Source organism: Akkermansia sp. UBA7090 (assembly GCF_002493465.1).
Taxonomy (GTDB): Bacteria; Verrucomicrobiota; Verrucomicrobiia; order Verrucomicrobiales; family Akkermansiaceae; genus Akkermansia; species Akkermansia muciniphila_A.
The window spans coordinates 71,540-97,649 of sequence record NZ_DKYW01000022.1; the positions used below are offsets into that span (position 1 = coordinate 71,540).

General features: G+C 56.9%; 24 protein-coding genes. 18 read left to right on the forward strand and 6 right to left on the reverse strand.

The window, feature by feature from the left end:
* Window positions 1-65 precede the first annotated feature (65 nt).
* Window positions 66-827 (forward strand): exodeoxyribonuclease III, encoded by a 762-nt coding sequence (locus B3075_RS08040; protein ID WP_290489719.1) that lies wholly within the window; start codon window positions 66-68, stop codon window positions 825-827.
* 37 nt (window positions 828-864) lie between these two features.
* Window positions 865-1,530 carry a non-canonical purine NTP pyrophosphatase gene (locus B3075_RS08045; RefSeq protein WP_290489720.1) on the forward strand — a complete coding sequence of 222 codons (666 nt, stop codon included), beginning with the start codon at window positions 865-867 and terminating at the stop codon, window positions 1,528-1,530.
* On the opposite strand, the gene B3075_RS08050 is transcribed toward B3075_RS08045, so the two are convergent.
* A complete protein-coding gene (locus tag B3075_RS08050; RefSeq protein ID WP_094137266.1) occupies window positions 1,517-2,092 on the reverse strand; it encodes a class I SAM-dependent methyltransferase in 576 nt (191 codons plus the stop codon). The genes B3075_RS08045 and B3075_RS08050 overlap by 14 nt on opposite strands.
* A 157-nt stretch (window positions 2,093-2,249) precedes the next feature.
* Between B3075_RS08050 and B3075_RS08055 the strand changes: the two genes are divergently transcribed.
* The 7 genes from B3075_RS08055 to B3075_RS08085 all read left to right on the forward strand — a co-directional run bounded on the left by B3075_RS08055 (window position 2,250) and on the right by B3075_RS08085 (window position 10,241).
* Window positions 2,250-3,170 (forward strand): DUF362 domain-containing protein, encoded by a 921-nt coding sequence (locus B3075_RS08055; protein WP_218823916.1) that lies wholly within the window; start codon window positions 2,250-2,252, stop codon window positions 3,168-3,170.
* Window positions 3,171-3,216: 46 nt separating this feature from the next.
* Window positions 3,217-4,971 carry a 4Fe-4S binding protein gene (locus tag B3075_RS08060; RefSeq protein ID WP_290489721.1) on the forward strand — a complete coding sequence of 585 codons (1,755 nt, stop codon included), beginning with the start codon at window positions 3,217-3,219 and terminating at the stop codon, window positions 4,969-4,971.
* A gap of 124 nt (window positions 4,972-5,095) precedes the next feature.
* Window positions 5,096-5,248, forward strand: a complete 153-nt coding sequence (locus B3075_RS08065; protein ID WP_290489722.1) for a hypothetical protein — start codon at window positions 5,096-5,098, stop codon at window positions 5,246-5,248.
* Between the two features lie 7 nt (window positions 5,249-5,255).
* Window positions 5,256-7,028 (forward strand): ATP-binding cassette domain-containing protein, encoded by a 1,773-nt coding sequence (locus tag B3075_RS08070; protein WP_290489723.1) that lies wholly within the window; start codon window positions 5,256-5,258, stop codon window positions 7,026-7,028.
* 53 nt (window positions 7,029-7,081) lie between these two features.
* A complete protein-coding gene (locus B3075_RS08075; protein ID WP_290489724.1) occupies window positions 7,082-7,513 on the forward strand; it encodes a hypothetical protein in 432 nt (143 codons plus the stop codon).
* An 18-nt stretch (window positions 7,514-7,531) separates the two neighbouring features.
* Window positions 7,532-9,418: a hypothetical protein gene (locus tag B3075_RS08080; protein ID WP_290489725.1), complete on the forward strand. Its 1,887-nt coding sequence runs from the start codon at window positions 7,532-7,534 to the stop codon at window positions 9,416-9,418.
* 88 nt (window positions 9,419-9,506) lie between these two features.
* Window positions 9,507-10,241 carry a L,D-transpeptidase family protein gene (locus B3075_RS08085; RefSeq protein ID WP_290489726.1) on the forward strand — a complete coding sequence of 245 codons (735 nt, stop codon included), beginning with the start codon at window positions 9,507-9,509 and terminating at the stop codon, window positions 10,239-10,241.
* A 210-nt stretch (window positions 10,242-10,451) separates the two neighbouring features.
* Here B3075_RS08085 and B3075_RS08090 read toward each other — a convergent pair whose 3' ends face one another.
* Window positions 10,452-11,117, reverse strand: coding sequence for a hypothetical protein (locus tag B3075_RS08090; protein ID WP_290489727.1), 666 nt, complete (start codon window positions 11,115-11,117; stop codon window positions 10,452-10,454).
* A gap of 397 nt (window positions 11,118-11,514) precedes the next feature.
* Between B3075_RS08090 and B3075_RS08095 the strand changes: the two genes are divergently transcribed.
* The 3 genes from B3075_RS08095 to B3075_RS08105 all read left to right on the forward strand — a co-directional run bounded on the left by B3075_RS08095 (window position 11,515) and on the right by B3075_RS08105 (window position 16,585).
* Window positions 11,515-12,891: a sugar transferase gene (locus B3075_RS08095; RefSeq protein ID WP_290489728.1), complete on the forward strand. Its 1,377-nt coding sequence runs from the start codon at window positions 11,515-11,517 to the stop codon at window positions 12,889-12,891.
* Between the two features lie 217 nt (window positions 12,892-13,108).
* Window positions 13,109-14,287, forward strand: coding sequence for a galactokinase (galK, locus tag B3075_RS08100; protein WP_094137248.1), 1,179 nt, complete (start codon window positions 13,109-13,111; stop codon window positions 14,285-14,287).
* Between the two features lie 9 nt (window positions 14,288-14,296).
* On the forward strand, window positions 14,297-16,585 hold the full coding sequence (locus tag B3075_RS08105; protein WP_290489729.1) for a sodium:solute symporter family transporter: 2,289 nt from the start codon (window positions 14,297-14,299) through the stop codon (window positions 16,583-16,585).
* A 212-nt stretch (window positions 16,586-16,797) separates the two neighbouring features.
* On the opposite strand, the gene B3075_RS08110 is transcribed toward B3075_RS08105, so the two are convergent.
* Together B3075_RS08110 and fmt are read right to left on the reverse strand one after the other, a co-directional pair.
* Window positions 16,798-18,804, reverse strand: coding sequence for an ATP-dependent helicase (locus B3075_RS08110; RefSeq protein ID WP_290489730.1), 2,007 nt, complete (start codon window positions 18,802-18,804; stop codon window positions 16,798-16,800).
* Window positions 18,805-19,749, reverse strand: coding sequence for a methionyl-tRNA formyltransferase (fmt, locus tag B3075_RS08115; protein ID WP_290489731.1), 945 nt, complete (start codon window positions 19,747-19,749; stop codon window positions 18,805-18,807).
* A 226-nt stretch (window positions 19,750-19,975) separates the two neighbouring features.
* Between fmt and B3075_RS08120 the strand changes: the two genes are divergently transcribed.
* From B3075_RS08120 to dtd, 6 genes are all read left to right on the forward strand, one after another.
* Window positions 19,976-21,103 carry an MGDG synthase family glycosyltransferase gene (locus B3075_RS08120; protein WP_094137251.1) on the forward strand — a complete coding sequence of 376 codons (1,128 nt, stop codon included), beginning with the start codon at window positions 19,976-19,978 and terminating at the stop codon, window positions 21,101-21,103.
* A 5-nt stretch (window positions 21,104-21,108) separates the two neighbouring features.
* Entirely contained in the window at window positions 21,109-21,837 is a 729-nt protein-coding gene (locus B3075_RS08125; protein ID WP_290489732.1) for a type III pantothenate kinase, read from the forward strand.
* A gap of 131 nt (window positions 21,838-21,968) precedes the next feature.
* Entirely contained in the window at window positions 21,969-22,211 is a 243-nt protein-coding gene (locus B3075_RS08130) for an acyl carrier protein (protein ID WP_012420022.1), read from the forward strand.
* 94 nt (window positions 22,212-22,305) lie between these two features.
* Complete coding sequence (locus B3075_RS08135; protein ID WP_256943598.1) at window positions 22,306-22,848, forward strand: hypothetical protein; 543 nt, start codon at window positions 22,306-22,308, stop codon at window positions 22,846-22,848.
* Complete coding sequence (locus B3075_RS08140; RefSeq protein ID WP_290492069.1) at window positions 22,805-23,581, forward strand: hypothetical protein; 777 nt, start codon at window positions 22,805-22,807, stop codon at window positions 23,579-23,581. Before B3075_RS08135 ends, B3075_RS08140 begins: the two co-directional genes overlap by 44 nt.
* Window positions 23,578-24,030, forward strand: coding sequence for a D-aminoacyl-tRNA deacylase (dtd, locus tag B3075_RS08145; protein WP_288928470.1), 453 nt, complete (start codon window positions 23,578-23,580; stop codon window positions 24,028-24,030). Before B3075_RS08140 ends, dtd begins: the two co-directional genes overlap by 4 nt.
* Window positions 24,031-24,103: 73 nt before the next feature.
* On the opposite strand, the gene B3075_RS08150 is transcribed toward dtd, so the two are convergent.
* Both B3075_RS08150 and B3075_RS08155 read right to left on the reverse strand, forming a co-directional pair.
* Window positions 24,104-24,385, reverse strand: coding sequence for a hypothetical protein (locus B3075_RS08150; RefSeq protein ID WP_290489734.1), 282 nt, complete (start codon window positions 24,383-24,385; stop codon window positions 24,104-24,106).
* A 615-nt stretch (window positions 24,386-25,000) separates the two neighbouring features.
* A partial coding sequence (locus B3075_RS08155) for an RHS repeat domain-containing protein (protein ID WP_290492070.1) occupies window positions 25,001-26,110 on the reverse strand: 1,110 nt, incomplete at its 5' end.

Genomic DNA, 26,110 nt, shown 5'->3' on the forward strand with positions numbered 1-26,110 from the left:
GAAGGGGGCGGGACAACGGTGTTTGAGGGCTTGACGGACCCGTCAAAAACGGGAAGTATGCGCGCATGAAACTCGTCTCATGGAACGTGAACGGATTGCGGGCGATTCTGGGCAAGGGGATGGCGGCCGCCGTGGATGCCCTGGAGCCGGACGTCCTTTGCCTTCAGGAGATCAAGGCGCGTCCGGAACAGGTGAAAGACCTGTGGATTTCCTCCTGGCCGCACCAGCTCTGGAATCCGGCGGAGAAGGCCGGTTATTCCGGCGTGCTGATCCTCAGCCGGGTGCAGCCTCTTTCCACGTCCGTCGGAATCGGCTGGCCGGAGCATGACCGGGAAGGGCGCGTCTGCACGATGGAATTTGAGCGGTTTTACCTGGTCAACTGCTATACCCCCAATTCACAGAATGAACTGGCGCGTCTTTCGTACCGGGAGCAGTGGGACGCCGCATTCCGCGGGTACGTGGCGGGACTGGCGGAAATCAAGCCGGTCGTTTTCTGCGGGGATTTGAACGTGGCTCATGAGGAGATTGACATCGCGCGTCCCAAAGAGAACCGTTTTTCCGCCGGATTCAGCGACCAGGAGCGCGCCGGGTTTACGCGGCTGCTTGAGGCCGGTTTTACGGATACGTTCCGCGCCCTGCATCCGGAGGAGCCGGGCTGGTACAGCTGGTGGTCCTACCGCGCGGGCGCCCGCGCCCGGAACATCGGATGGCGCATTGACTATTTCTGCGTTTCCAATCCGCTGGCTTCCAGAGTGAAGGAAGCCGCCATTCATCCGGATGTGACGGGGTCCGACCATTGCCCCGTCAGCCTGGAGATTGACTGCTGAGCGCGGCCTTTTATGCGAGTTTAACTGTAAGAGATTGATGATTATGGAACAGGAATTGCCGCTGCTGGTGGTTGCCACGCGCAACGCCCACAAGACCGGGGAAATCCGCGCCATGCTGGCCGGGAAATGGGAAGTGAAGGATCTTTCCGACTATCCCCAGGCTCCGCCCGTGGATGAAACGGGAGTCACGTTTACGGAGAACGCCACGCTCAAGGCGCTTTCCGCTTCCAGATGCATCCCCGGCGTCCTGCTGGCGGATGATTCCGGGCTGGAGGTGGATGTGCTGGACGGGCGCCCCGGAGTCTGGTCCTCCTCCTTCGGCGGGGAAGAAGGGAACCATGCGAGGAATAACCTCCGCATGATGGAGGAATTGCGGCGCGCCGGAGTGAAACCGGGGGACCGGCCTTCCGCACGGTTCCGCTGCGTCATGGTGCTTGCCGGGAATGGCCGCGTGCTGGCGGAGTTTTCCGGTTCCGTGGAAGGCTACATGTTGACGGAACCCGCCGGGGAAGGGGGGTTCGGCTACGATCCGCTGTTTGTCCCGGAAGGGCATGACCGGAGTTTCGCCCAGCTTCCCATGGAAGTGAAGAATTCCATGTCGCACCGCGCCCGCGCCCTGGCGCAGGTGGTGGCGTGGATGAAGGAACGCCGGGACTGGGGGGTTCTCCGGGCGTCCGGCGGCGGGGAGGTCAGTCCAGCCTGAATGCGCATATCTGGAAGGGAGCCGGTGTTCCGGTATTCAGAAGCTGGTATTTGCCGGCGCGCCAGGAATGATGGGGCAGGCGGGACAGGAAGGCTTCCACGGCTTCCGCTTCTTCCTTTCCGCCTTCGTGGCCGGGATAGCACATGACGCTGAGAAGCCCGTTCGGAGCAATGAGGGCGGCGGCCTGCTCCAGCGCCGCCAGGGTGGATTCCGTCCTGGTGACCGTTTTTTTGTCCCCGCCCGGCAGATAGCCCAGGTTGAAGACGACGGCTTTCACGGGGCCGCCGACCAGTTCCGCCAGGCGGTCATGGCTGGCAAGGTGGAGCCGGACGGCAGGGGTGAGCAGTCCTTCCTTCTCCAGGCGTTCCCTGGTGGCGCAGATGGCTTCTTTCTGCACGTCGAAGGCGTGCACCTGGCCGGAAGGGCCAGCCAGCCGGGCCAGGAAAACCGTATCATGCCCGTTGCCCGCCGTGGCGTCCACGACTGCGTCCCCGGGGAAGACGACGCGGCTGATCCAGTCATGAGCGCAGGTCATGGGGCGGCTGAGCAGGGAACATTTCATGACCGGGTTGTACAGAAGCTCTGCCTGTATGACAATTCGTTTATGAAATTCCGGTGCGGGAAGAATGACAGGTTGTTTTTTGGCAGGGCATGTGTTAGGAAGAGGCTCAAAATCCTCCGCGTGTCCCTGCATGCGGGGATAAACCAAAGACGTTGCCATGAAGATGACTGACAGACGCACTTTTTTGAAGAGGACTGCCGCCGCAGGGGCGCTGGCGGCCATATCGGACATGGATTCCCTGTTTGCCCAGGAGGCCGGAGCTCCGGCGGCTTCCGGCATTCCGGATCTGGTGGCCGTCCGCAACGGCACCCGTGCGGAGATGGTCAGGAAGGCCGTGGAGACGCTAGGCGGCATGCAGGCCTTCGTCAAGCCGGGCCAGACCGTCGTAATCAAGCCGAACATCGGCTGGAACAAGGCTCCGGAATTCGGCGCCAACACTCATCCTGAAACCGTCGCCACGCTGGTGGAGCTGTGCAGGCAGGCCGGAGCGAAGGAAGTAAGGGTGTTTGACCACTGCTGCCACAATGGCGCCTATGAGGGCAGCGGCGTGAAAGAGGCCGTAGAGAAGGCCGGCGGCGTAATGGTGGACGGCGGCAATGAGAGCCAATACGTGCAGACGGAAAACCCGAAAGCCAGAAAATTTACCTCCGCCAAGGTGCATAAGGCCGTGCTGGAGGCGGATGTTTACATCACCTGCCCGCCCCTCAAGCACCACAGCGGTTCCGAAATGACCGCCTGCATGAAGAATGTAATGGGCACCGTCTGGGACCGCGGGGCCATGCATAAGAACGACCTGCACCAGTGCATCGCTGACGCCGTGTATTTCCGCAAGCCGGACCTGTGCGTGCTGGACGCTTACATGCCCATGGTGCGCAACGGCCCCGTGGGGAAGGATACGAATGACCTGGTGGAGCGCAAAACCCTTTTAGCCTCCCGCGATATTGTGGCCATTGACGCTGCGGGCGCCGCCCTGCTGAACAAGGCCGGAAAGATTCGCCATGTGCAGCTTGGTGAGGAAATGGGGCTGGGCACCGCCGACCTTTCCAGGCTTCATATCCGCCGTATCAGCATGGCCTGACGCGGCGGGAGAGCAACTTTCCGCTTCCGGCGGGTTTATGATTCATATGTCAGTCATCAAAGCCTTTTTCGTCAGTCCTCTGAAGTGGCTCCGCGTGACGGTGGCCGTCATTTTCTTCATCGGGATTGCATACGCTTTCCTGCACCATATTCCCGCATGGAACGTGCCGAACATGACGGGAGGCGGAGAGGGGATGGAAGATTCCTTTTCCCTGGCGCAGTGGCAATTGGTGCCGTCCGTGCTGGGAACCCTGAACGGGGCGGCCGTTTCCGCCGTGATTCTGGGGGCGTTGCTGCTGCTTACGCTGCTGTTCGGCCGCGTATACTGTTCCTTCGTCTGCCCGCTGGGGATTCTCCAGGATATTGTTTTCAAAGTCCGCCGCTGGCTGGCGCCGAAGCGTTTCCTGAAATTCTCCCGGCCTGTGCCGTGGGTGCGGTATGGGGTGCTGGCATTGCTGGCCGCCTGCTGCGTGACGGGGTTGGCTGGGCTGTCTCTGAATTGGCTGGACCCTTACAGCATTTTCGGGCGCATCATGTATGTGCTGGCATGGCCGGTTGCCATTTGGAGCAATAACCTGCTGGCGGCGGACAGTTCTTCTGCGGATCTGGTTCAAATGGATTATTTCCCCGTGGCTTTTCCGGTTCTGCTGGCTTCCGCCGGCATGCTCGGCCTGGTGGCCGTCATGAGCGCCTGGAAGGGGCGCCTGTATTGCAATACGGTATGCCCCGTCGGCACGCTGCTTGGCCTGCTTTCCCGCATTTCCCTTTTCCGGCTGGGTTTTGATCCCGCCACCTGCAAAAAATGCGGTAAATGCGTCAAATCCTGCAAGGCGCAATGCCTGAACCTGAAGGAATACAAGATAGATTCCTCCCGGTGCGTGGCATGCTATGATTGCGTGCGCTCCTGCAGTGAGGGAGGAATACGCTACCGCTTGTTTACCAGGACCCGCCAACTGATTCCGGCCAAAAAAGAGAAGGCTTCCCCGGTCCCCGCTTCTTCTTCCGCCGCGGTTTCCCCCATTGCCGGGAGCTCCCGCCGCCAGTTTCTGGAGGCTACTGCGGCCGGGCTGGCTGCGGCCGCCCTTTCCGGATGCCGGGGAGAGGCCGCCCGGAAGCTGGACCCTACCCAGTGCGTTCTCCCTCCCGGCGCCGGTTCCCTGGAACGTTTTCTGGATATCTGCACCGGCTGCCAGATGTGCGTTGCCAACTGCCCCACCCATGTGCTTCAACCTTCATACCTGCAGCTTGGCCTGAAGGGATTCATGAAGCCCAGGATGGATTTTGCCACCAAGTACTGCCTTTATGATTGCCACCGCTGCGCGGAGGTCTGCCCCACGGGGGCCATACGCAGGATGCCCGTTACCGCGGAACGGGATACTGAGGGAATGACAAAAGATACTACGCGCATTGCCGTGGCCCGGTTTTACGTCTGCCGCTGCCTGGTCGCCCGGGAGGACATGGATTGCGGAGCCTGTACGGAGCATTGCCCCACCAAGGCCCTTTACACGGTGCCCTATATCGGGCGTGACGGCCAGGAGCACCGCCTGCCCAGGCTGGATCCTTCCCTGTGCATCGGCTGCGGCGCGTGCGAACACGCCTGTCCCGTCACTACGGAACGGCCAGAGGAACGCGAATGCCGGAACTCCTGCAATCTGTGCGAGGAAAAATGCGAGTTCGGAAGACAACGGGAAATGCCGCCCCGGGCGCTGGTTGTCCGTGCCGTAAACCCCCAGCAGAAAGCTGTTAAAAAGTTTGAGGAAAAAGCTGTGGATCCGGTGGGAGATGCGGATTTTCCATTTTGAAAACGGCTGGCGGTGTGGAAGATGATGAAATAAACGCTTCCGGAGGCTTCAACTCTTTCTTCCGGGAGGGCTGTGTCTGTCCATCCGGTTTTTCGGGGAAATTCCATGCAGCCCTGTTTGCGGCATGGATACGGTTGAGGGGAGCGTCGAAATGAGCGGGGGCAGGAGGAACCTGCCCGCGGAAACGTTCCCGGAGAATATGTTCTCCGGTTACGGCGGGATAGAGTGCAAATGCCCGATTTTCCTTGATGATGCGGAAGTTGATACGTTAAAGTAAAAGAACCATGTTGCAGGCGGACGGCATTACGTATGAGATAGAAACACCGGATGGTCCTTTGAAATTATTGGACAATGTCAGTTTTCATGTTCCCCGCGGACATTTTATGGCAGTCGTTGGTCCTTCCGGCTGCGGAAAGACCACCTTATTGAAGGCGATTGCGGGCATGATTGCGGAAACGGACGGCCGTTTTTTCTGGAATGGCCATGATTTGGCTGAAGAGGACTTTGAACCTTCGGAAATCGGGTTCGTTCCCCAGTTCAGCATTGCCTATGACCAGCTGAGCGTGGATGAGAATGTGGAGAGCGCCGCCAGGCTCCGCTGCCGCTTCAATTCCGTGGACGATTTGGACGACAGCATTGACAATGCCCTGGAGGTAACGGGAATGGAGGGGATTATGGACCGGGACGTGAAGATTCTTTCCGGCGGCCAGAAGAGGCGTCTGGCGTTGGCTATGGAGCTGGTCTCCAATCCCCGGTTGCTGATTTGCGATGAAGTGACGTCCGGACTGGATCCCAGGTCGGAACACGATATCGTGAACCTTCTGCATGAAATCTCCCGCTCGGAAGGCCGCATCGTCATTTCCGTCACGCACAGCCTTTCCCATCTGGACAGGTATGATTCCATTCTGGTCATGCACCAGGGCTGCGTGGCTTACCACGGTTCTCCGAAGACCATGCTGCATTACTTCGGCGTTTCGTCGCTGGAAGAGATTTATCCGAAGCTTCAGGATCGTGAAGGCCCTTCCTGGTGCCGGTCCTGGAGCAAGTACCGGGATTCCTATTATTCCCGTCTGGAACAGGAAAGGGAAAAGAAAATTCTTTCCGGAGATTTGCCGGATCCGGATGCCGTCCGCCTTGCGGAGGCGGAGAAGGAGGAAGCCTCCGGAGAATCCGGAACGGAAAGGGAAAAGGCCGTGGAGGAAAATATTCCGGAAGTTCCCGGATTCTTCACCCAGTTCTTCTGCCTGCTGGGGCGGCGCTGGCGCATCTTTTTCCGGGACCGTTCCCAGTTGGTCCTTCAATTGGTCATGGTGCTGCTGTTTCCCGTGCTGGTAGCCATGTTCACGGACAAGGGCTCCGGGCAAATCGTAGGTCTTTCCGCTACGCAGGATGTCCAGACTGTCCAGAAGGATATGGAAGCCCAGCAGCTGAACATGAAGACGGGATCCGCCGTCTCCGGCATCATCATGTTTGAGGTGATTCTGCTGGGGCTGATGGGATCCAACAATGCCGCCCGCGAGGTAGCCGGCGAACGCGCCGTCATGGAAAAGGAGAAGTATGCGGGCATGAGGCCTTCCGCCTACCTGGCGAGCAAGCTGTCCTATCTGAGCGTTCTGGTGCTGGTGCAATCCGTATGGATGTTTGCCTTTGTGGATTTTTTCTGGGATCGCGGCGGCGGCTTGACGCACCTGCTGTTCCTGATTTTGGCGGATGCCGCCATGACCTTTGTATGCCTGGGCATTTCCGCGCTGGCCCGGAGTGCGGACCAGGCTTCCCTGCTGAGTATTTATCTGGTGGGGTTCCAGCTTCCCCTCTCCGGAGCGGTGCTGGCGCTTCCGGAACAGGTGGAGAACCTCATACGGCCCTTCATTTCCGCATACTGGGCGTGGTCCGGCAGCATCTCCGCCCTGAAGGACGACGTATATTACGCCGTCAAGAATGTGCTGGATACGAACCTGACACCCTCCCTGGTCTGTTACATTGTTCTGGGGGTGCATGTTGCGTGCGGCATTGCGGCCGCCTACGCGGGAATCCGCCGTTCGCGCTGGGAGCTTTAATTTAATGCGTGCACTTGCGGGAAGTCCGTTATATACTTTTTCCATCAAAAGTTATGGCGAGACGGCGTGCAGCAAAAAAGAAAAGTTCCTCATCATCCGCGCTGGTTTTGACGGTCGTGGCGGTGGTTTTTGTGCTGGCCGTTATTGTGGCAGTGGTTATGTTCCGTGCCGGGGAGAAGCCTCAGGCCGGGTCGGATATACCTCTGGACATTCTGGCGGCGAACGCCTCCCAGCTTTCCAAGAACAATTACGCACTGGACGGAACGGTGATTGACCGTTTCCCGCGCGGCAATTCCGAGCTTATTTCCTTCTTGTACAAAGACGCCTCCGGGCGTGAGTGCATCATTCCCGTCTGTGTCTCTGATGAGGCCAGAAACGGACTGAACATCAACCGGGACCAGCAATACAGGATAGAGTTCCGGGTGGAAGACATCAATCCGAAGGTGCGCGGCGTGTGCGTAGCTACATCCATTCAGTCTAAATAAACAACCTCTCCGCGTCCCATGAAATGCTGTTTTTTGATGACCCTGGCCTGCGCGGTTCCCGCGCTGGGACAGATGATGTACAATCCTCCTGTAGCCGGCGGCGCGCCTGCCGCGTCCCCTTCCACCCCTCCCGCCGTTCAGCCGAATGCCTACCAGCCTTCCAGGCAGGGGGATGCCAAGTCCCTGTACGGCAATGAGCTGCCTTTTCTGAATCCTCAGGACGGCACGGTGACCATCAACGGAACGACGTTGAACATGGGCAGTTTCCGGGAGATTGAAGCGCGTTTTAACAAGTACCTGAGCCAGCCGGAAGAGAGCACGGAGGATGCGAAGGAATATCAGAAAATCTTTGAAAAGCTTCATGAGACGCTCTCCATGCGCAAGGAAAAACTGGCAGCGGATAATGTGGTGCGGCAGGTAGTGGACCTGTTGACCGCCGCTTCCAGCAATCCGCTGGACGGAGGCGTTTCCGACGCTCTCTGCCAGGCCATTTACACTGCGTGGCAGGCCAGGAGCAATGGGAAAAACAAGGGGAAGATGCTTGAGGCGGTGGAGAGGGAAATCCGCAGCAACGCCCAGAAGATGAGCCTGATGGAAAGCGGCGTGACGGCGATTTCCGGTGCGCCCTCCGGCCAGAAGGGCGGGAAAAAGGGGACTCCCTCCAATCATCCGGCGAAAAATAATCCCCGTTACAAATACCTGGAAAAGCGTGTGGTGGAGATGGAAGCCCGCAAGCTGAAGCTGGAGAGTGAACAGGTGCTGACGGTGACGGAAGCGAAGGTTGTTTTCCAGTCTACGCTGGTTCAATTGTTTGCCCAGCGGCGTTTTGACCATGTTTCCATAGGCTGCGGCGTTTACAGCCGCCTGTTCAATGACGGGGATACCAAGCTGCGGCTGGATAAAAATTCCGATGCCGCCAAGATGTTCAGCGGTACGCTGGGCGCTCCCCCCACCGTCGCTATTCTGGACAATCTTTCCCGGGAGCTGGCCCGTGATTCCGACCGGCACATGAAGGCCGTGAACAATCTGGTGGATTCCCGTCATTATGTGGATGCGCTGGAACGGCTGAACGAAGCCCTCCTGATCGGGGAATTCATGCCTGCCGTAAATACGTTTCCGTATGAGAAAAAGCAAAAGCTGTATGCCTTCAAGCGGGACGTGGAAAAGTTGTTCGAGCTGATGAACGGCAAAGATTATGAAGAGGCCCTTTCCCTGGTGGAGGCCCTTAAGAAGACTTCCAGGGATTTCAGCACGGGCCGTGCGGAATCCGCAATCAGCGCCGCCGTATTCGCCAGTGACGCCTATATTTCCCAGGGTCAGGAAGCCCTGGCCAGGGGAGACCGCGCCAAACTGGAGGAATGCCTGAAAAGCGCCATTGAAATCTGGCCGAAAAACCCCCGCCTTCTTCCGCTGCGGAACGCCATGATGGCCGCGGGTCAGCAATCCCACGCGCTGGAGGATTTCAAGCGTTTCCACAAGAGTAAGAATTATCGCCGCATTTTTGACAACCAGCATGAATTTGCCGTTCTGGTGAAGGATGATCCGGAGCTCCAGAAGCAGTTTGTGGAAGATTTGGGCAAAATGGCCGTTATTGAGCGTGCCCTGGGCGCGGCGCGTCAGCGTGAAGCCATGCAGGACGTATATGGCGCCTGGGAGGAGCTTCAGCAGCTGCGTTCCAAAGACCAGGAGCTGTTCATCAATGACCAGGAGCTGAACGCCAGGTATCTGGACCTGACGACAAAGGCAAGCACGCTGGTGAATTTGCTGAATGATGCGGAAAAATGCAGGAATGAGGGAGAAGTGGGGTCCGCCCTGGGCAAGTACATGGAAGCTAAAAGGCTGTATCTGTATTCCCGGTTTGCCAAGGAGGGAATTGAGTCCCTGCTGGATGAAATTTTCCGTTGAACTGGACGGATAAATTCCGCCGCATGGCGTGTCTGCGGAGACGGAGTAATTGCTTTTCTTCCGGAACGGCGCCGTTATGCTACGGCTCATGAAGGCAGTATACCTGTGTTTGTGCATGCTGGCGGCGTTCTGTTTTCCGGCTGCGGCTCTTCCGGCGGATTGCAGCCAGGTGATTGTAGGTTCCGCGGGCGGGTGGAATAGTTCCCATGTGCAGTTGAGCCTTTTGGAGAAAGGGCCGCGCGGCTGGGTGATGGTGAAGGGTCCGTTTCCGGCGCGTCTGGGAAAATCTGGGCTGGTCTGGGGCAGGGGCGTCAGCCTTCCTCCCGCCGGGGGGCCGGTGAAGAAGGAGGGGGACTTGCGTTCTCCCGCGGGCATTTTTGAACTGGGAGGCGTGTATGGAACCGTCCCCGCGCCGCAGAAAAAGCGTTCCATGCCGTACCGCCGCATTACGCCGCGGGACATGTGGGTGGATGATCCTGCCTCTCCCCTGTACAACCAGCACTTTGTGCTGAAGCATGATCCCGTGACGCCGTGGGAGTTCAAGCAGCAGATGAAGCTGAATGATTACGCCCACAGTCTGAAACTGTTTATCCGGCATAATGCCGCAGACGGACGGCGGAAACCCGTGCCGGGTGCGGGTTCCTCCATTTTTTTCCATATCTGGCGCCGGGACGGAGGTGCCCCTACAGCCGGGTGCACCGCGATGAGCGAGGAAAATTTGAGGGCCATGATTGCATGGCTGGATCCTTCCAGGCATCCCCTTTACATTTTGCTCCCCGCCAGGGAATATTTGCGTTTGCGCGGAGCCTGGGGACTGCCGTGACGTTTTCAGATAACCCTTTTGCCTGTTTCCTCTCCGCCCCGGAGCGGGAAGAGGCAGGGGATTGGCTTTAAACCATCGGATGGCGGGTCCGGGGGATGGCATTGGACCCCGTGCCGGCTGCACGTCCGCTGCTGCTGCCTGGAGTTCCCTTTCCCGTAAACGCAGGAAGCCGGCCTTTGAAGAAAGGCCGGCTTCCGCATGGTAAAAAGGTTATTGTTCCTGGGACTGGGGAGCGGGAGCTTCCGACTGGAGCAGGGGAGTGGAGGTTTCCTTTACTTCCGCCATGGAAGCCTGTTCTTCCCTGGGCGCGCGGTCTTCGCGGGGCTGCCGGGGTTGTTCCTGGCGTTCATTGGCGCCGCTGACCAGCAGATTGCGGCCCATGAAAGGCTGGTTGTGGAGGATGTCCACGGAACGGATGGCGTCTTCCATCTTCTTCATTTCCACAAAAGCATACCCCTTGGACTTGTGGGTGCGGGGGTTGTAAATGATTTCCACGGAATTGACTTCCCCGATGCCCTTGAACACGTCCTCCAGGTCACTTTCCGTAGCTTCATAGGAAAGATTGCCCACATAAAGCCGGCGGTTGGAGACGGGCTGCTTGGGGGCGGAAGCGCGGTCCTGCCTGTTGCGGGCTACGCGGGTGTTGGTTTTAGCGGCGGCTTTATCCCTGGCTGCATGCTTGTTGTTCTTGGACGGACGGATGCCGAAGAGGCCCAGAAAACGCTGCCACAAGGAGAGTTTGGCGGGCGCTTCTTTTCTATACTTGGGACGGTAACCGCTGGAGTCGCGGCGGTCATTGCCATAGGAGCGTCCGCCCTTGTTGTAGCGGCGGCGAGCCCCCTGGCCCTGTCTTCCCTGTGTGTTGTGTTGTGACATACTTATATTCTAAGTTGGTGATTATGTTGGTGTCATGCCGGATTTATCGCTGGATGCAGTAAATTCCATCCGGAGGATCGCCGGGACGTTCCGCTGCCATGAGAAAAGCCGGGAGTAAGGGGTCCCATGCCCCGATCAACGGTCCATGCAGGTCTGATAGGGGGGCGATCAGGCTAGGCGCGTGGCCAGTCCGGTCGATTGACGCGTATACCAATGCACAGGGAGCCGGATTCTTGCAAGCCGGTATCTCGTCATTCTGGGTTTTCCGGCATCCGGAGGAGAGAAGACCAGACGGACGGTACGCTGCCGTGCCGGATAAGGCTCAGAGTGAGCTGACAATTTGACAAAAAGACGATGACGGAGTATTTAAGTGCCAACTAATCTACATATTCTCTCGATGTTGATTCAAAACGCAGACCGTACTACCTACGGGATTAATAAGATTGTTGTTTCCGTTCTCGCATTCGTCGTTTTCTTCGTTGTCGGATTTGTGTCCTGGCAGTGGGATGGGGTGGCTCCGGAACCGTGGCGTCTGCGGACGCTGGTGCTGGCGCCCCTGACAATGTCTCTGTTGCTGTATATATGTTGTGACCAGTTCGGCGTTTACTTCCGCTGCATGACGCTCAGGGAAAGCATCCGGCGGTTTGTGGTGGCATATGCCTGTTTTGTGGTGTTGAGCGTGATGATATGGAAGTTCTTTGTTCCCTTCTCCGCAGACGTTGGTGTTCAGCTCCTGGCGTATTTGCTTACTTTTCTGGGTTCCCTCTGGCTGCGTGTCAGCCGGTTCCGGGCGGAAAAAAAGCTGGTGGAGGAAGCCCCTACGCTGGTGGTGGGGACTCCGGACCATGTGAAAGAATTCCGCAGGATGCTGGAGAGAAATCATGTGGACTTCAGGAAGGATCTGCTGGTCATGGCTCCTGAAGAGGTTGACAGTGCGGTAGTCAGGAATTTGCTGATTAAAGACTGCGTCAGCAAAGTGGTGTTTCTGCCGGAGGAGGTGGACTCTTCCGTGGCGCGGTGCCTGGTGGAGCTGTGCGGCAAGATGGGAGTCGATTTTTACGCAAGCATGGTGGTAAGCATGCCCGCTGTGCACAAAACCTATTTCGGCGTGATCGGAGGAACAAGAATGCTGGTGTACAAATCAACTCCCATCCCCTATACCACCTCCTGGCAGCTGAAGAAAATACTGGACTGGGCGGGAGCGCTTGCGCTTCTGGTGGGAACGTCTCCCCTGTGGGTGCTGGCTGCTGTGGGCATCAAGCTGTCGGATCGCGGCCCTGTCTTTTACCGCCAGAAACGTTCCGGGCTGTATGGCCGCGAGTTTGGCATGTGGAAGTTCCGTACCATGTACCGGGACGCGGATAAAAGGCTGGATGAAGTGAAAGCCAAGTACGGCAATGACATGGACGGCCCCATTTTTAAGCTGGAGCATGATCCGCGCATTTTCTCCTTCGGGCGCTTCCTGCGCAAGTTCAGCATCGACGAGCTTCCCCAGCTCATTAATGTGCTGAAGGGGGAAATGAGCCTGGTTGGCCCGCGGCCGCTGCCCGTTTATGAAACGGAAGCCTTTACCAGCGACGCCCACCGCCGCAGGTTGAGCGTGCTGCCCGGCGTGACGGGGTACTGGCAGATTGCCGGAAGAAGCAATATCCGGGAATTTGAAAAGCTGGTGGAGCTGGATATGAAGTATATTGACAACTGGTCCCTGTGGCTGGATATCAAGCTGCTTTTGAAAACCGTTCCGGCGGTGCTTTTCGCCCGTGGGGCAAAGTAGCTTCTGGGGCTCCCTGAACTGCAAGGCCGGCGGTCTTTTTCCGGGGATTCGGAATCTGGCCGGGGCCCTATGACGGGCGGAGCAAGCCTGTTTTTAAGAATACGGCAGTCGGACGGGAAGGGAATTTGGCGTATTTGTTGAAAAATGAAGAAAATTGTTGCCGGACAGAGACTTTAACCTTGAGGTGCGGAAAGGGATAAGGCAGAATCAATTTACTATGGATTTAGTTCAGCGAGAAATCTCTAAAGAAACGGTGACTCCGTATTTCATCGAGTATTTCGGTCAGGCGCCTACTCATGTGGCAGCGGCACCGGGACGTGTGAACCTTATCGGTGAGCACACGGATTATAATAACGGTTTTGTGATGCCTATGGCGCTTGATAACCATTGTGTTGTGGCTGTGGCTCCCTCCCCCGTGGGCAAACACCGCTTTTGCGGTTCCCTGGGCGACCAGATCCATGAAATTGCGGTGGAAGACGCCTTGATTCCCGGCGAACCGTTCTGGTCCAATTATGTCCGCGGCGTTCTGGCCAATCTGCACAGGCGCGGCATAGAAATCGGGCCTGTGGATATGCTGATTGACAGCAATGTTCCCCGCGGCGGCGGCCTTTCCTCCAGCGCCGCTCTTGAAGTCGCCGTCTGTACGGCGCTCGCCGCTTTTGCCGGCGTTGCCATAGATCCCAAGGAAGTAGCCCTGATCGGGCAGGCCGTGGAACATGAATTCGTGAACGTTCCCTGCGGCATCATGGACCAGTTTATTTCCGCCAACGGCAAGAAGGGCATGGCTCTCAAACTGGATTGCGCCTCTCTGGAATATGAGCTGGTCCCGATGAATAATGATTCCGTTTCCGTACTGGTGCTGGACAGCGCTGTGAAGCATTCCCTGGCGGACGGAGCTTATGGACAGCGCCGCAAGCAGTGTGAGGAAGCTTCCTCCATCATGGGAGTGCCCTCCCTGCGGGAAGCTACGCTGGAGCTGCTGGAATCCTTCAGGGAACAGCTTGGAGACGTGCGCTACCGCCGCGCCCGCCATGTCATTGGGGAAAATGCGCGCGTGAACGCTTTTGCGAACGCCCTTGCCCGCGGGGATTGGGATGAGGCTGGTGTCGCCATGCGCGGCAGCCATGCTTCCCTGCGTGACGACTATGAGGTTTCCTGTGCCGAGGTGGACACCCTTGTTTCCCTCTGTGACCGTATTCCCTCCGCATCTTCCATTTACGGCGCGCGCATGACGGGCGGCGGGTTTGGTGGATGCATTGTGGCCCTGGTGAAGACGGAGGACGTGGAAAAGGTGGCCCAGGAACTTCTGGACGGCTACTGCCAGGAAACGGGTATTGAAACCACGTACCTCGTGACCCGTGCCGGAGAAGGCGCCCGTGTTCTGTACCAAGCTTAATCCATACTGATGATGAAGACACTAGCAACCATATTCGGGGCGCTCGCCCTGATGACGTGGGGCGCAGCCGCCCAGGAGGGTTCCGTACCTGAAACGGCAGCTGATGCGCAGCCCGCCCTGGCCGCTCCGGTCGTGACTCCCGCCGTAGAGGCCCAGCCGGCAGCGGAAATTCAGCCGGCGGCTCCCGCCGCGGATGCCGTTCCGGCCGTTTCCGCGGAACCTAAGACGGCTCCTCTTTCCATGGTGGAAGTCATTCTCTTCTGCGTAGTCGTGGTGGGCGTAATCGCCCTGGGCATCTGGAAGAGCCGTGACCCTGAGGAAACGGAAGAGGAAAAGAAGACCAAAGGTGCTTCAGATTATTTCCTGGCCGGCCGCGGTCTGACCTGGTGGCTGGTGGGTTTCTCCCTGATTGCCGCCAACATTTCCACGGAACAATTTGTGGGGATGTCCGGCAAATCCGCCAACTGGGTGGGCATGGCCATTGCCGGGTATGAATGGCTGGCCGCTATCACGCTGGTGGTTGTAGCCTTCTGTTTCCTTCCCAAGTTGCTGAAAGGCGGCGTATATACGATTCCCGAATTCCTGGAATACCGGTATAACACGCTGGCTCGCTCCCTGATGGCCATTGCCACGCTGCTGATTCTGGTAGGCGTGCCGACTGCGGGCGTGATTTATGCCGGCGCCAAGGTGATCTCCGTGTTCTTCACGGGATACTCTGCCATGGGCATCGACTTCGGCAACATTACCGTCGGCTGCGTCATCATTGCTTTCTGCGCCACGGTATACGTATTCGTGGGCGGGTTGAAAGCCTGCGCCTGGACGGACCTGTTCTGGGGCGCCGCTCTGATTGTGGGCGGCGGCGTAGTGGCCTATTTTGCCTTGACGGAGCTCAGCGGCGCAGACCCGAACCATTTGATTCAATCCGCCGCCGCCAATTCCGGCGCGACGGTCGCCTCCCTGGGGAATCCTTCGGACAGCCTCTGGCATGGGGTGACGCGCTTTTTTGAACTGAACTCCGGTGACGCGGCCAGCGGCGTAAATACCGTGGGCGGCAAGCTGCACATGATCCGCCCTGCGGATGATGCGGAAATCCCGTGGACGGCTCTTTGCCTGGGCCTGTGGATCCCCAACTTCTTCTACTGGGGCCTCAACCAGTACATCATGCAGCGTACGCTGGCTTCCAAATCCCTGGCGGAAGGCCAGATGGGCATTGTGTTCGCCGCGTTCCTCAAGCTCCTCATCCCATTTGTGGTGGTGGTCCCCGGCATTCTGGCCTACAACCTGTACCGCAATGACCTGAAGGAACAGGCGGAAGTGAAATACGCGGCGGAAATCCGTAAGACGGAAGATCCCGCAGCCGTCAAGGGCCGCTCCGTCATCTACAAGCTTACGGATAGCTTCCTGGTGGAAAACGTGGAGGCAGGCTGTGCCCATGCCATTCATAATGCGGAAGTAATGAAGGTGGAAGAAGACGTTATGGCCAATTTGAGACAGGCCTGCGCCGATTTGAAGGCGGATGCCGCCAACGACCAGACCACGCTGGCGGAACGCGCCCCGTTCGTGGAAAAAATCGCTTCCCTTAACAACAAAATCATCAAGCCGGCCGTGGACAACTCAGATAACTACTATCTGACGGATACGCTGGTAGGCTTTGATTACGACTCCGCTTTCGGCACGCTGATCAGAAAACTGCTTCCCGGCACGGGCTGGACATGGTTTGTGCTTGCAGCCCTTTTTGGCGCGGTGGTGTCTTCCCTGGCGTCCATGCTGAATTCCGCATCCACCATCTTTACGATGGACATCTACAACAAGCTGCGCAGAAACGCGGGGCCCACGGAGCTGGTTACCGTCGGCAAGATAGGGTTGCTGGTGTGCGCCGTGATCGCCCTGACCATTGCTCCGTTCCTGGACAGTCCGGCCTTTGGCGGCATTTTCAACTTCATTCAGGAATTCCAGGGCTTCCTGAGCCCGGGCGCCCTGTGCGTGTTCCTCTTCGGCTTCTTTGTGCCCAAGTGCCCGCGCATCTTCGGCTGGCTGGGCATCGTCATTAATGCCCTCCTGTACGGAATCCTGAAAGTGTGGCAGCCGGAAATGGCCTTCCTGAACCGCATGGCCGTGTGTTTCATCACGGTAGTGCTCATCGGCTTCATCTTCACGGCGGTGAACGCCGCCCGCGGCGGGCAGTCCATCGTGCTGCCCGACAGAGGCGTGGTGGCCCTTCAGTCCTCTTCACGGGCCAAGATCTTCGGATGGTTCGTGGTTGCCGCGACGGTCGCCCTGTACATCATCTTCTGGTAATTTCAGGGAAGGCCTCCCGGTCTGTATTTTCAATCCTCCCGGTTCAGGCCGGGAGGATTTTTCATGTCCGGGAAAGACCCCTGACAAACTGCCTGGACGGTCTTATTATGAAAACCTGGCCTGTGAAACCGGCAGACTGGTGTTTCCGGGCGGCAACGGCGTCTTGTCCTCCGCCATCATTGAAAAGAGGCCGGTAAGACGCCAGGCCGCTTTTATTCCTCTTCCAGAAGCATGCTGCGCAGGGAGTCAAAGAAGTTCCCGGATTCCTCTTCCGTCGCTTCCGCGTTCATGAGGTCCTCCCATTGGGAATATTCCATCAGGTGGGGGGGGATTTCACTGAGGAAGGAGGAACGCTGGCAAGGCATGCGGTCTCCGTAGCGTAGGCGCGTGGCGCAATAGGTCAGCATGAGTTTTTCCTGCGCGCGCGTGATGCCTACGTAAAGCAGGCGGCGTTCTTCGTCGCAATTGCCGTCTTCCAGGGAACGCTTGTGGGGAAGAATGCCTTCCTCCAGCCCCACGAGGTACACTGCCGGGAATTCCAGTCCCTTGGCGGCGTGCATGGTAATCAGGCACACGCCGGGCTTGTTCTCCACGTCGTCATCATTATCCTCCTTGTCCAGGGTGACCTGGGCCAGGTAGTCCCGGAGGGTTTTCCCGGGTTGCCAGAAGTTGCGGAGGGAGGCTTTCACGTCCCCGATGGACACCAGCCGTTTCTGGATTTCAGCTTCCGTCTTGCACAGGCGCGTGACGTATTCGCTGAACCCGGTTTCCTCAATAAGCTGCTCCAGGATGTCTCCGAAGTCGGTTTCCTTGTCCTGGAAAAGGTCAATGTATTTTGCAATCAGCTCATTGAACGCCTGTACGCTGTTGCGTGCGCGGGTGGAAAGGGCCGCCAGGAATTCTTCGTCCTGGAGGGCGGCCCAGACGCTGTTGCCGTGCTCCCGGCTCCAGTCGATGGCCAGATGGCTGGTCAGCTCGCTGATGCCGCGCGGCGGCGTGTTGAGGATGCGCAGCAGATATTCGTCAGCCTGCGGGTTTTCGATAGTCGCCAGATAGGAAATGAGGTCCTTTACCTCCTTGCGGTCGAAAAAACTCTGCGCGCCCACCATGCGGTAGGGAATTTTGTGTTCCCGGAGCGTTTGTTCAATAACGCGGCTCTGGGTATTGGCCCGGAACAGAATGGCGAAGTCCTCCCAAGGGCGGCCTTCCTGCCTGCGGACGTTTTCAATGTCCGTGATGATGAATTCAGCCTCTTCCGCGTCTCCGGGCATGGAAATCAGCCGGACGGCTTCTCCACCGCCTTTGTGGGCGCGCAGCGTCTTGTCCCTCCGGCCCAGGTTATGGCGGATCAGGGCATTGGCCGTGTCCAGAATGGGGGCGGTGCAGCGGTAATTTTCCTCCAGCTTGATGACGGAGGGATTTGGGAAAAAGCGTTCGAATTCCAGGATATTGCTGATCTGGGCTCCGCGCCAGCCATAGATGGACTGGTCGTCGTCACCCACCACGCAGACATTGTGTTCCGGGCCCACCAGATGGCTCAGCAGGCTCATTTGGAGACTGTTGGTGTCCTGGAATTCATCCACGGTGATATAGCGGAAGCGCTGTTGCCATGCCTCCCTGACGTCCCGGTGCTCCTTCAGCAATTTGTCCGCCAGAATCAGCAGGTCGTCAAAATCCACGGAATTCTGCGCCTGAAGTTCCCGCTGGTAGGAGGCGGCGATGTTGGCCGTCAGGTTGTCTTCAATGGAGTCAAGGCCCAGACCGCTGTTTTTCATCCGGCTCATGGAGGAAAGCACATCCTTGGGCGTGATTTTCTCCGTAATGCCGCCGTGGCGCACAATCAGTCGCCGGATCAGGCCGCTTTGCTCGGAACCGCTGTAAATGGTGAAATTGGTCTTGTACCCCAGGCGCCCTATATCCTCTCTCAGGATGCGCACGCAGAGGGAGTGGAAAGTGCTCACCATTATTTGGCGCGCCGCCTTGCGTTCCACCATCTGGCCTACGCGTTCCCGCATTTCCAGAGCGGCCTTGTTTGTGAACGTCACGGCCAGGATGCTTTTGGGGCTGATGCCCCGGTCCACCATATGGGCGATGCGGCAGGTGACGGTGCGCGTCTTGCCTGTTCCGGCCCCGGCCAGGATCAGCACGGGCCCCTGCAGGGTCTGCACGGCCTTCTTCTGGGCCGCGTTCAGGCTCTCCATGGAAAAGGATTTGGCCATTTATACGTCAAAATGGATATCTTTCAAATTCGGGTGGCCGGCAATGAGCTGGGAGATATTCATGCGCGTGCTGCCTTCAAGCTGGACGTCTGTCACCAGCAATCCTCCGCTTCCGCAGGCGATCAGAAGCCCCTGCTCCCCGGCGGAGAGTACCTGGCCCGGTTTCCCTTCCGCTTCCGGGAGGATGGAGAAGCCGGGAAAGATTTTCATGTTGCGGATGCGTTTTTTGCGGTTCCAATAATTGGTGAAGGTGCCGGGCCACGGGTCATATGCCCGGATCATGCGGCCGATTTCTTCTGCGGGGCGGGTCCAGTCGATTTTTCCGTCCGCCCGCAGGAGTTTAGGAGCGTATGTAGCCAGGATTTCCTGCTGGCGGATGCGCGTGGCCGTCCCTTTTTCAATGGAATGGATGACGGGCAGCAGCACATCCGGCGTCATCCTGGCCAGCTTGTCATGCAGCGTGCCTCCGGTTTCCGTGCCTTCCAGGGGAGTGCTGATCTGGGCGATAATGTCCCCGGCGTCCAGCTTCCTGACAATGTGCATGATGGTGATGCCCGTTTCTGCATCTCCGGACTTGATGGCGGACTGGATGCAGGCCGCTCCGCGGTGGCGCGGCAGAAGAGAGGCATGGGCGTTGATGCAGCCCATGGGCGCCATATCAATCACTTCCTGGCTCAGAATCTGCCCGTATGCCATGACCACGATCAGATCCGGATTCAACCTCCTGAGGTTGCTCAGCGCATCCGGACTGCGCAGGGAATGCGGCTGGAGCACGGGAATGCCCGCTTCCCTGGCAATATTTTTGATGGCCGGGGCTGTAAGCACCTGGTGTCTGCCGACGGGACGGTCGGGCTGCGTGACCAGGCCTGCCAGATCCGAGTGACGAATCAGGCTGCGGAAGGCGGGAATGGCAATGTCGCCTGTGCCCATAAAGACGATGCGCATGGCTGAAAGCTTGCCCTGACGGCCTGCGCAGGTCAATGTTAAATCCGATTTTGAGAAGGGAATCATAGGGAGGAAAGGCCGTTTTTTGCCGTTACTTTCCGCCCGGGAGAGTTGCTGCGGGAAATGTTTGTTCCGGACGCTTCCTGCCTTGGGGCGCTTCCCCTCATGTCCGCCTGCCTGCAAGAAGTTCTTTCCAGTGGAGCGGAATATTGGTATATCCCGTTCTATGCAGAAAGGACGGTTGCCGCGCATTCTGATTGTGACCGCAGGATACGGGGAAGGGCACAATTCCGCAGCCAGGGGCGTGCGGGATGCTCTCGCGGGGCGCGCGGAAGTCCGCGTTACGGACCTGTGCGCGGAGGCGATGCCCCGGATGTTCCGCCTGACGCGCGCCGCCTATCTGTGGACGATTTCCTGCATGCCCCGCCTCTGGAAACTGATGTATGAGGTGAGCGATAAACGCAATATGGCGGAAAAGCCCATCAGGGGAATCGCCCCCGTGGAGCGTCTGCTGGAACGTCTTCTGCGGGAATGGAAGCCGGATGCCGTGGTCTGCACCTATATGGTATATCCCTACATGCTGGATTCCCTGGCGTCCCGCACGGGCAGGGCGGTTCCTTACCTGACCGTCGTGACGGATTCCTTCGTCATCAATAAATTATGGCTGTGTTCCGAGTCCCCGCTCTGGGCCGTGACGGATCCCTGGACAAGGGCCATCATGGAGGAAAAGGGGCTGCCGCAGGACAGGCTGCGCGTTACGGGATTTCCCGTCAATCCCGTTCTGGGGGCGTTGGCGAAGGAGCATCCTCTTTCCTGGAAGGAAGGGGAGCCGTTCCGGGTGCTTTACTTCGCCCAGCGTTCCGCACGGCATGCGCGGGCGGAACTGGAGGGTATGCTGGATGCGAATCCAGCCCTGCATGTGACCTGTATTCTGGGGCGCCGGTTCCGGCGTATTTATCCCCGTATCCGGGATTTGCGCGCCAGATACGGACGCAGGCTGACGGTGCGCGGCTGGACGCGCCGCGTGCCTTCCTATCTTGCCGCCAGCCATGTAGTGGTCGGGAAAGCGGGAGGGGCTACCGTGCACGAAGTGCTTGCGGCCGCACGGCCCATGCTGGTGAACTTTCTTCTTCCGGGCCAGGAGGAGGGCAATACCCGTCTCCTGGAAAAACTGGGCGGCGGCGGCCATGTGCCGGACGTCCGCGCCCTGGCGTCCGCTCTTCAGGAAATGATGGCGGACGGCGGAGCTCAGTGGCGGCGCATGTACGAAAACCTGCTGCGGGCGGGGATGACCGGAGGAAGCGCCGGAATAGCGGATTTGGCCTTGAAACTGGTGGAGGAACATACTAACTGATTCCCGTGACCTATCTTCTGATTGACAATTCCAACACGCGCACCAAGTTCGTGCTCTCTTCGCCGGAAGCTCTGTTGCCGGAACGGTATATGATTCCCACCCGGGAGGTGAGCGGGGAGCGGCTGGACGAGGTGCTGGCCGGCGTCCGTTATGATGCCGCCGTGGTGTGTTCCGTCGTGCCGCGCGTGGCGGAAGAGCTGAAAAACTGGATTGTCAAACCTTGCCATTTCCTTTCCTGCGATTCCCGGCTGGGCGTGGGTATCGACTATCCCCATCCGCGCCAGATAGGGGCCGACAGGCTGGCGAACGCCGTAGGCGCCGCGGCTTATTACGGGTATCCGTGCGTGGTGGTGGACTTCGGCACCGCCGTGACTTTTGACGTGATCGGGCCCCAATGCACCTATATGGGCGGCGTTATTGCGCCGGGGCTTGCCAGCATGGGGGATTATCTGGAGCGCAATACGGCGCTTCTTCCCGCCATTGACCCCCAGGAGCCGTCCCGCGTCATTGGGACCAGCACAGTAGAGGCCATGCAATCCGGCGCCGTGTACGGTTACCGGGGGCTGGTGAAGGAAATTCTGGCCCGGCTGGAAGGTGAGCTGGGCGTGCGTCCGGCCGTGGTCGCTACGGGGGGGGACGCAGCGCTGATCGCCAGGGGAGTGGAGCGCATTGACCATGTGGACCCTGACATTACGCTGAACGGTTTGCGCATGGCCGCCGTGCTGAATCTTTAAAGAGCGGGCAAAATCGGCTGGAAGCCTGTTGCTTCCGGCGCCGTGGCCGGATGACGCGTAAAAACTCATAAATAGGTATTGCCAATGGCGCATACCCCATGTAGTATCAATGAACCTTAACAATAAATATCATGTCTGACAACAGCATCGAAGAAAAAGTAAGAAGTATCATCGTCGACCAACTTGGCGTTGAATCCGATAAAGTGACTGCTGATGCGAAATTCATCGAGGATCTCGGTGCTGATTCGCTGGATACCGTTGAACTCGTGATGGCTTTCGAAGAAAACTTTGACATTGAAGTGCCCGACGAAGAAGCCGAAAAACTTCAGTCCGTGGCCGACGTCGTTGCTTACATCGAAAAGGTTCAGGGTTAAGTTACACTGCTAAAATCCTTTATTACAAAAGCGGCTTCCCTGTGCAAGGCAAGGAAGCCGCTTTTTCATGGAAAGCCCCTCTGCCTTTTCTTCCATGAGCGACCTGCCTTCCTTTTCCCGTGACGATATCCGCTATGCGGCGGAGATGACGCGGGTGGTGTATGAACCGGACCGCCGCATTGATACTTTTGGCGATACCAGGTTTAATTTTCTTCTCCTCAGCGAACTGATGGATGAGGTGAACGTGGTGCGCGTGCGCAGCGGTTGGGTGGAAGCGGAGAAACCGAAAATCATACGGCCTTCCATTTACAATGAAATCAGTACGGAGGGTTTTTCCGGAGAGGCCAGGCGCTTTTTTGACTGGCTTTCCAAAAATGGGCCGGGCTTTCTGACGCTGCTGGAATACGGATTCAGATTCAAAAGGTCGGAAGTGAGCGAGGAAATTCTGCATGAACCGCTTGATTCCGTGCGCGGCCGGCTGCTGGATCAGGTGCGCAATGGGGAGGATACGTTCATGGCTCTCATTGAGGGGGTGGATGACGCATGGGAGGTCTCCCTCTTGAAATTCACGGTGGAAATGATACAAAAATCCCATGAAATCAATATCTTTGACTTCAAGCGCAAAGGTCTTCTTTAGCCTTTTGGCGGCGGCTTTCTGCGCTCAGGAAGTTTTGGCGGACGGAGAAAATTATTCCCTCTGGCCGCGCCGTCCGGAGGCTCTTGCAGAAGCCCGCCGCCTGATGGACCGCGGCAGTCTGCCGAAAGCTCTGGAACTGTTGCAGCCCCTGGCGGAACAGGGAGGCGTGGTGGGGAAAGAGGCGAAGGAACTCATCGGAAGGCTGCGCATCCGCCAGTTGCTGGATCCCAACGGGCCGGACGTGAGGAAATATACCGTGCGAAAGGGAGATTCCTGGATACGCATGGTCAGGAAACTGGGTTGCTCCCAGGCCATGATGGTCCACCTGAACGGTCTGATGGATATTCCCGCTCTTCACACGGGGGATGTCTTCAAGTACCGGCCTCTGGATTTCCATGTAGTGGTAAACGTGCCGGAAAAGGAAATCTGCCTTTATGACGGAACGGATTTTGTCAAGGGATACCCCATCCTCTCCATGAAGGACGGGGGAAAAAAGAATGTGGAAACGACCGTAAAGGATGAGCAGGCCCCCGTGTCCATCTACAGCAGGCAGTTCCCTTCTGCGGATAAGACGCTGGTGCTGGCGGCGGGAGGCTATGTCATTGACGCCGCCCGCGGTACGCCCCGCTCGCCGGGGTTTTATCTGAGTCGGCAGGACTGCAATGAACTGGCCATGCTGACCAGGCCGGGGACGAAGGTGACTATTCTGAGGGGGAAAGGAGAGGAACCGTGAGGCTGGTTATTCAACGCGTCAGTAAGGCCGCCGTTCATATCGGCGGTGTTTGCGCGGGAGCCGTGGGACCCGGGCTGCTGATTCTGGCGGGCATTGAAGAGGAGGATACGGAAGAAGATGTGAGCTGGCTTGCCAACAAGGCGGCGGCCATGCGCATTTTTTCCGACGCGGACGGAAAAATGAATCTTTCCGTAAGGGAGGTGGGTGGAAGCGCGTTGGTGGTGAGCCAGTTTACGCTGCATGCCTCCACCCGGAAAGGGAACAGGCCCTCTTTCATCCGCGCCGCGAGGCCTGAGCGGGCCATTCCCCTGTATGAGCTGTTTAAGAAGGAACTGGCGTCTTTGCTGGAAGGCAGGGTGGAAAGCGGCGAATTCGGAGCGGATATGCAGGTCTCCCTGATTAACGACGGTCCGGTGACCATTTTCATGGACTCCAGGAAAAGAGAGTGATGGGCAGGGTCTTTATGAACACCATCAAAGAAGCCTATATAGTTAGCTTTACCCCGGTCTCCCTGCTTGCTCTCTATTTTCGTATGAACATAGAAAAGTATTGATGATAAACCTGTTGCTTCTCCTGAAGATCTGTCCTTGAAAAAGGAGGAATATTACATTTACGTAGATTCGAACCTGGCCCTGAAATAACTAAGGCCGGACGCTCCTCTGGCTGGTCGATATTTCCCGTGGAAGCCGCCTGTCCATAGGGCGAGTAATCGTAAGCCGCCGCGATACGTCCATCTCCACTGAAGACTTCCGTCACATTCTTGTTGAAGTCCATGCCGTAGCAGTACAGGGTATTATCCTGCATGAGGGCCAGGGGGGCGTGTGGCTGTCGGTTCCAGAGGATCCCACAACAACGTGCGGAGCACGTTCCGGCTGTTAAGCATGTCCAGGGCGGCTACTTGCTATATCTTTGTCCCATGTAGGCTTAGCGACTTTCCTCCATCGTGTTACTATGAAAAATGAAGTATCTGTTTATCGTAATCTCTGTATTCAGGTAATGGATATTTAAAATGAAATATAGCTAATGATGAGTTTTTTTGTTGTATTTTTGTTTTAATATTTCAAGAATAAATTTAATTATTTTGTTTATAAATAATAATAATGGCAGCAGTAGTAATCCTATAAAAATGCCTAAAATTATTCCGTGCTCAAAACAAATTATGAATGTAATCAAAACAATAGGAATGCAACCTATAATGATAGATATAGTACTAAAAATAAAAGATATATCTGAATCTTTTATATATATAGACATGAAAAGAGATGATAGATAAATTAATAAAAAACAAGATATTAGGGGCATAATTGAAATAATTTTTTGTTTATTGTTTTATTTAGTTTTTGCAACATTTTATTTTTTCTTTCCAAATATATACTTGTGTCCAATTTCCCATTGGATAGCCAGAAGACCAACTAGGCATTAGGTGATAAAAAATGAAGTAGCAGATGTTGTATTAGTTGCTTTATATATAGCATTTATATAAAATTCATTTCCTTCATTAATAATTTCAATAGAAACATCGCCACGGCAACTTCCAACAAAAGTTGGTATTCCATTAGGTAAACTTAAGAAAAATCTTTCAAAATCTCGTTTAAATTTTGTAAACGACATAACAGATTTAAATCCTGGATAGGAAATAGATATATTAGTTGCATTTTTCCATTCATTACAAAACTGTGCTCCTTTATTTTTCTTTTTGAAAAAATTCATGATATCTCTTCCAATAGGAGAATTTTTAATAGCTTCCGATTCTTCAGATCCCTCTGGATAAATAGAATAAGGTGGAACGGTACCAATTAACCAACGAAGGAAATTTACCAAAGCTGTACCCCATCCAGGAATATTTGAGGGACGATCATACCCAGGTACACCTGTTGCCGTATGTATAGGCATAACAAAAACCAACCCCAAAGCATCAACCTGATCTTGAGTGCTGTTGCCGAGGAAGGCATACAAATTCCATCCACCCTGTTCAGCGATGGGGTCGCGATTGAGCCACCTGCCGTCTTGTGGGTTGTAATAGCGGTAATTGTAATAGACCAGGGCGGGTTCTTCGTCGTGCATCTCGGCGGACCACTGGACGGGCTGGACGAGGTCTCCCGTGGAAGCTGCCTGTCCATAGGGGGAGTAGTCGTAAGCCGCCGCGATACGTCCATCTCCATCGAACACCTCCGTCACATTCTTGTTGAAGTCCATGCCGTAGCAGTAAAGGGTATTATCCTGCACGAGGGCCAGGGGGCGGGTGGCTGTCGGTTCCAGCGGGTCCCACAACAGCGTTCGGAGCACGTTCCGGCTGTTGAGCATGTCCAGGGCGGCTATCTGCAGGTAACCCCGGTACAGGTAGCGTTCGTGGCTGACGACCGTGCCGTTAACCGTCACCTTCTTCATGTAGCGCCGTCCCTGGTAATCGTAGCCGCATTCCACGACTGTCGCGCCGTCCCGGCTGGTGAAGCTCACCGCGCGGTTGGCCGCGTTGTACGCCACCGTCCAGATGCCCGTTGACGTCCTGATGAGCGTCTGGTTGCCCGA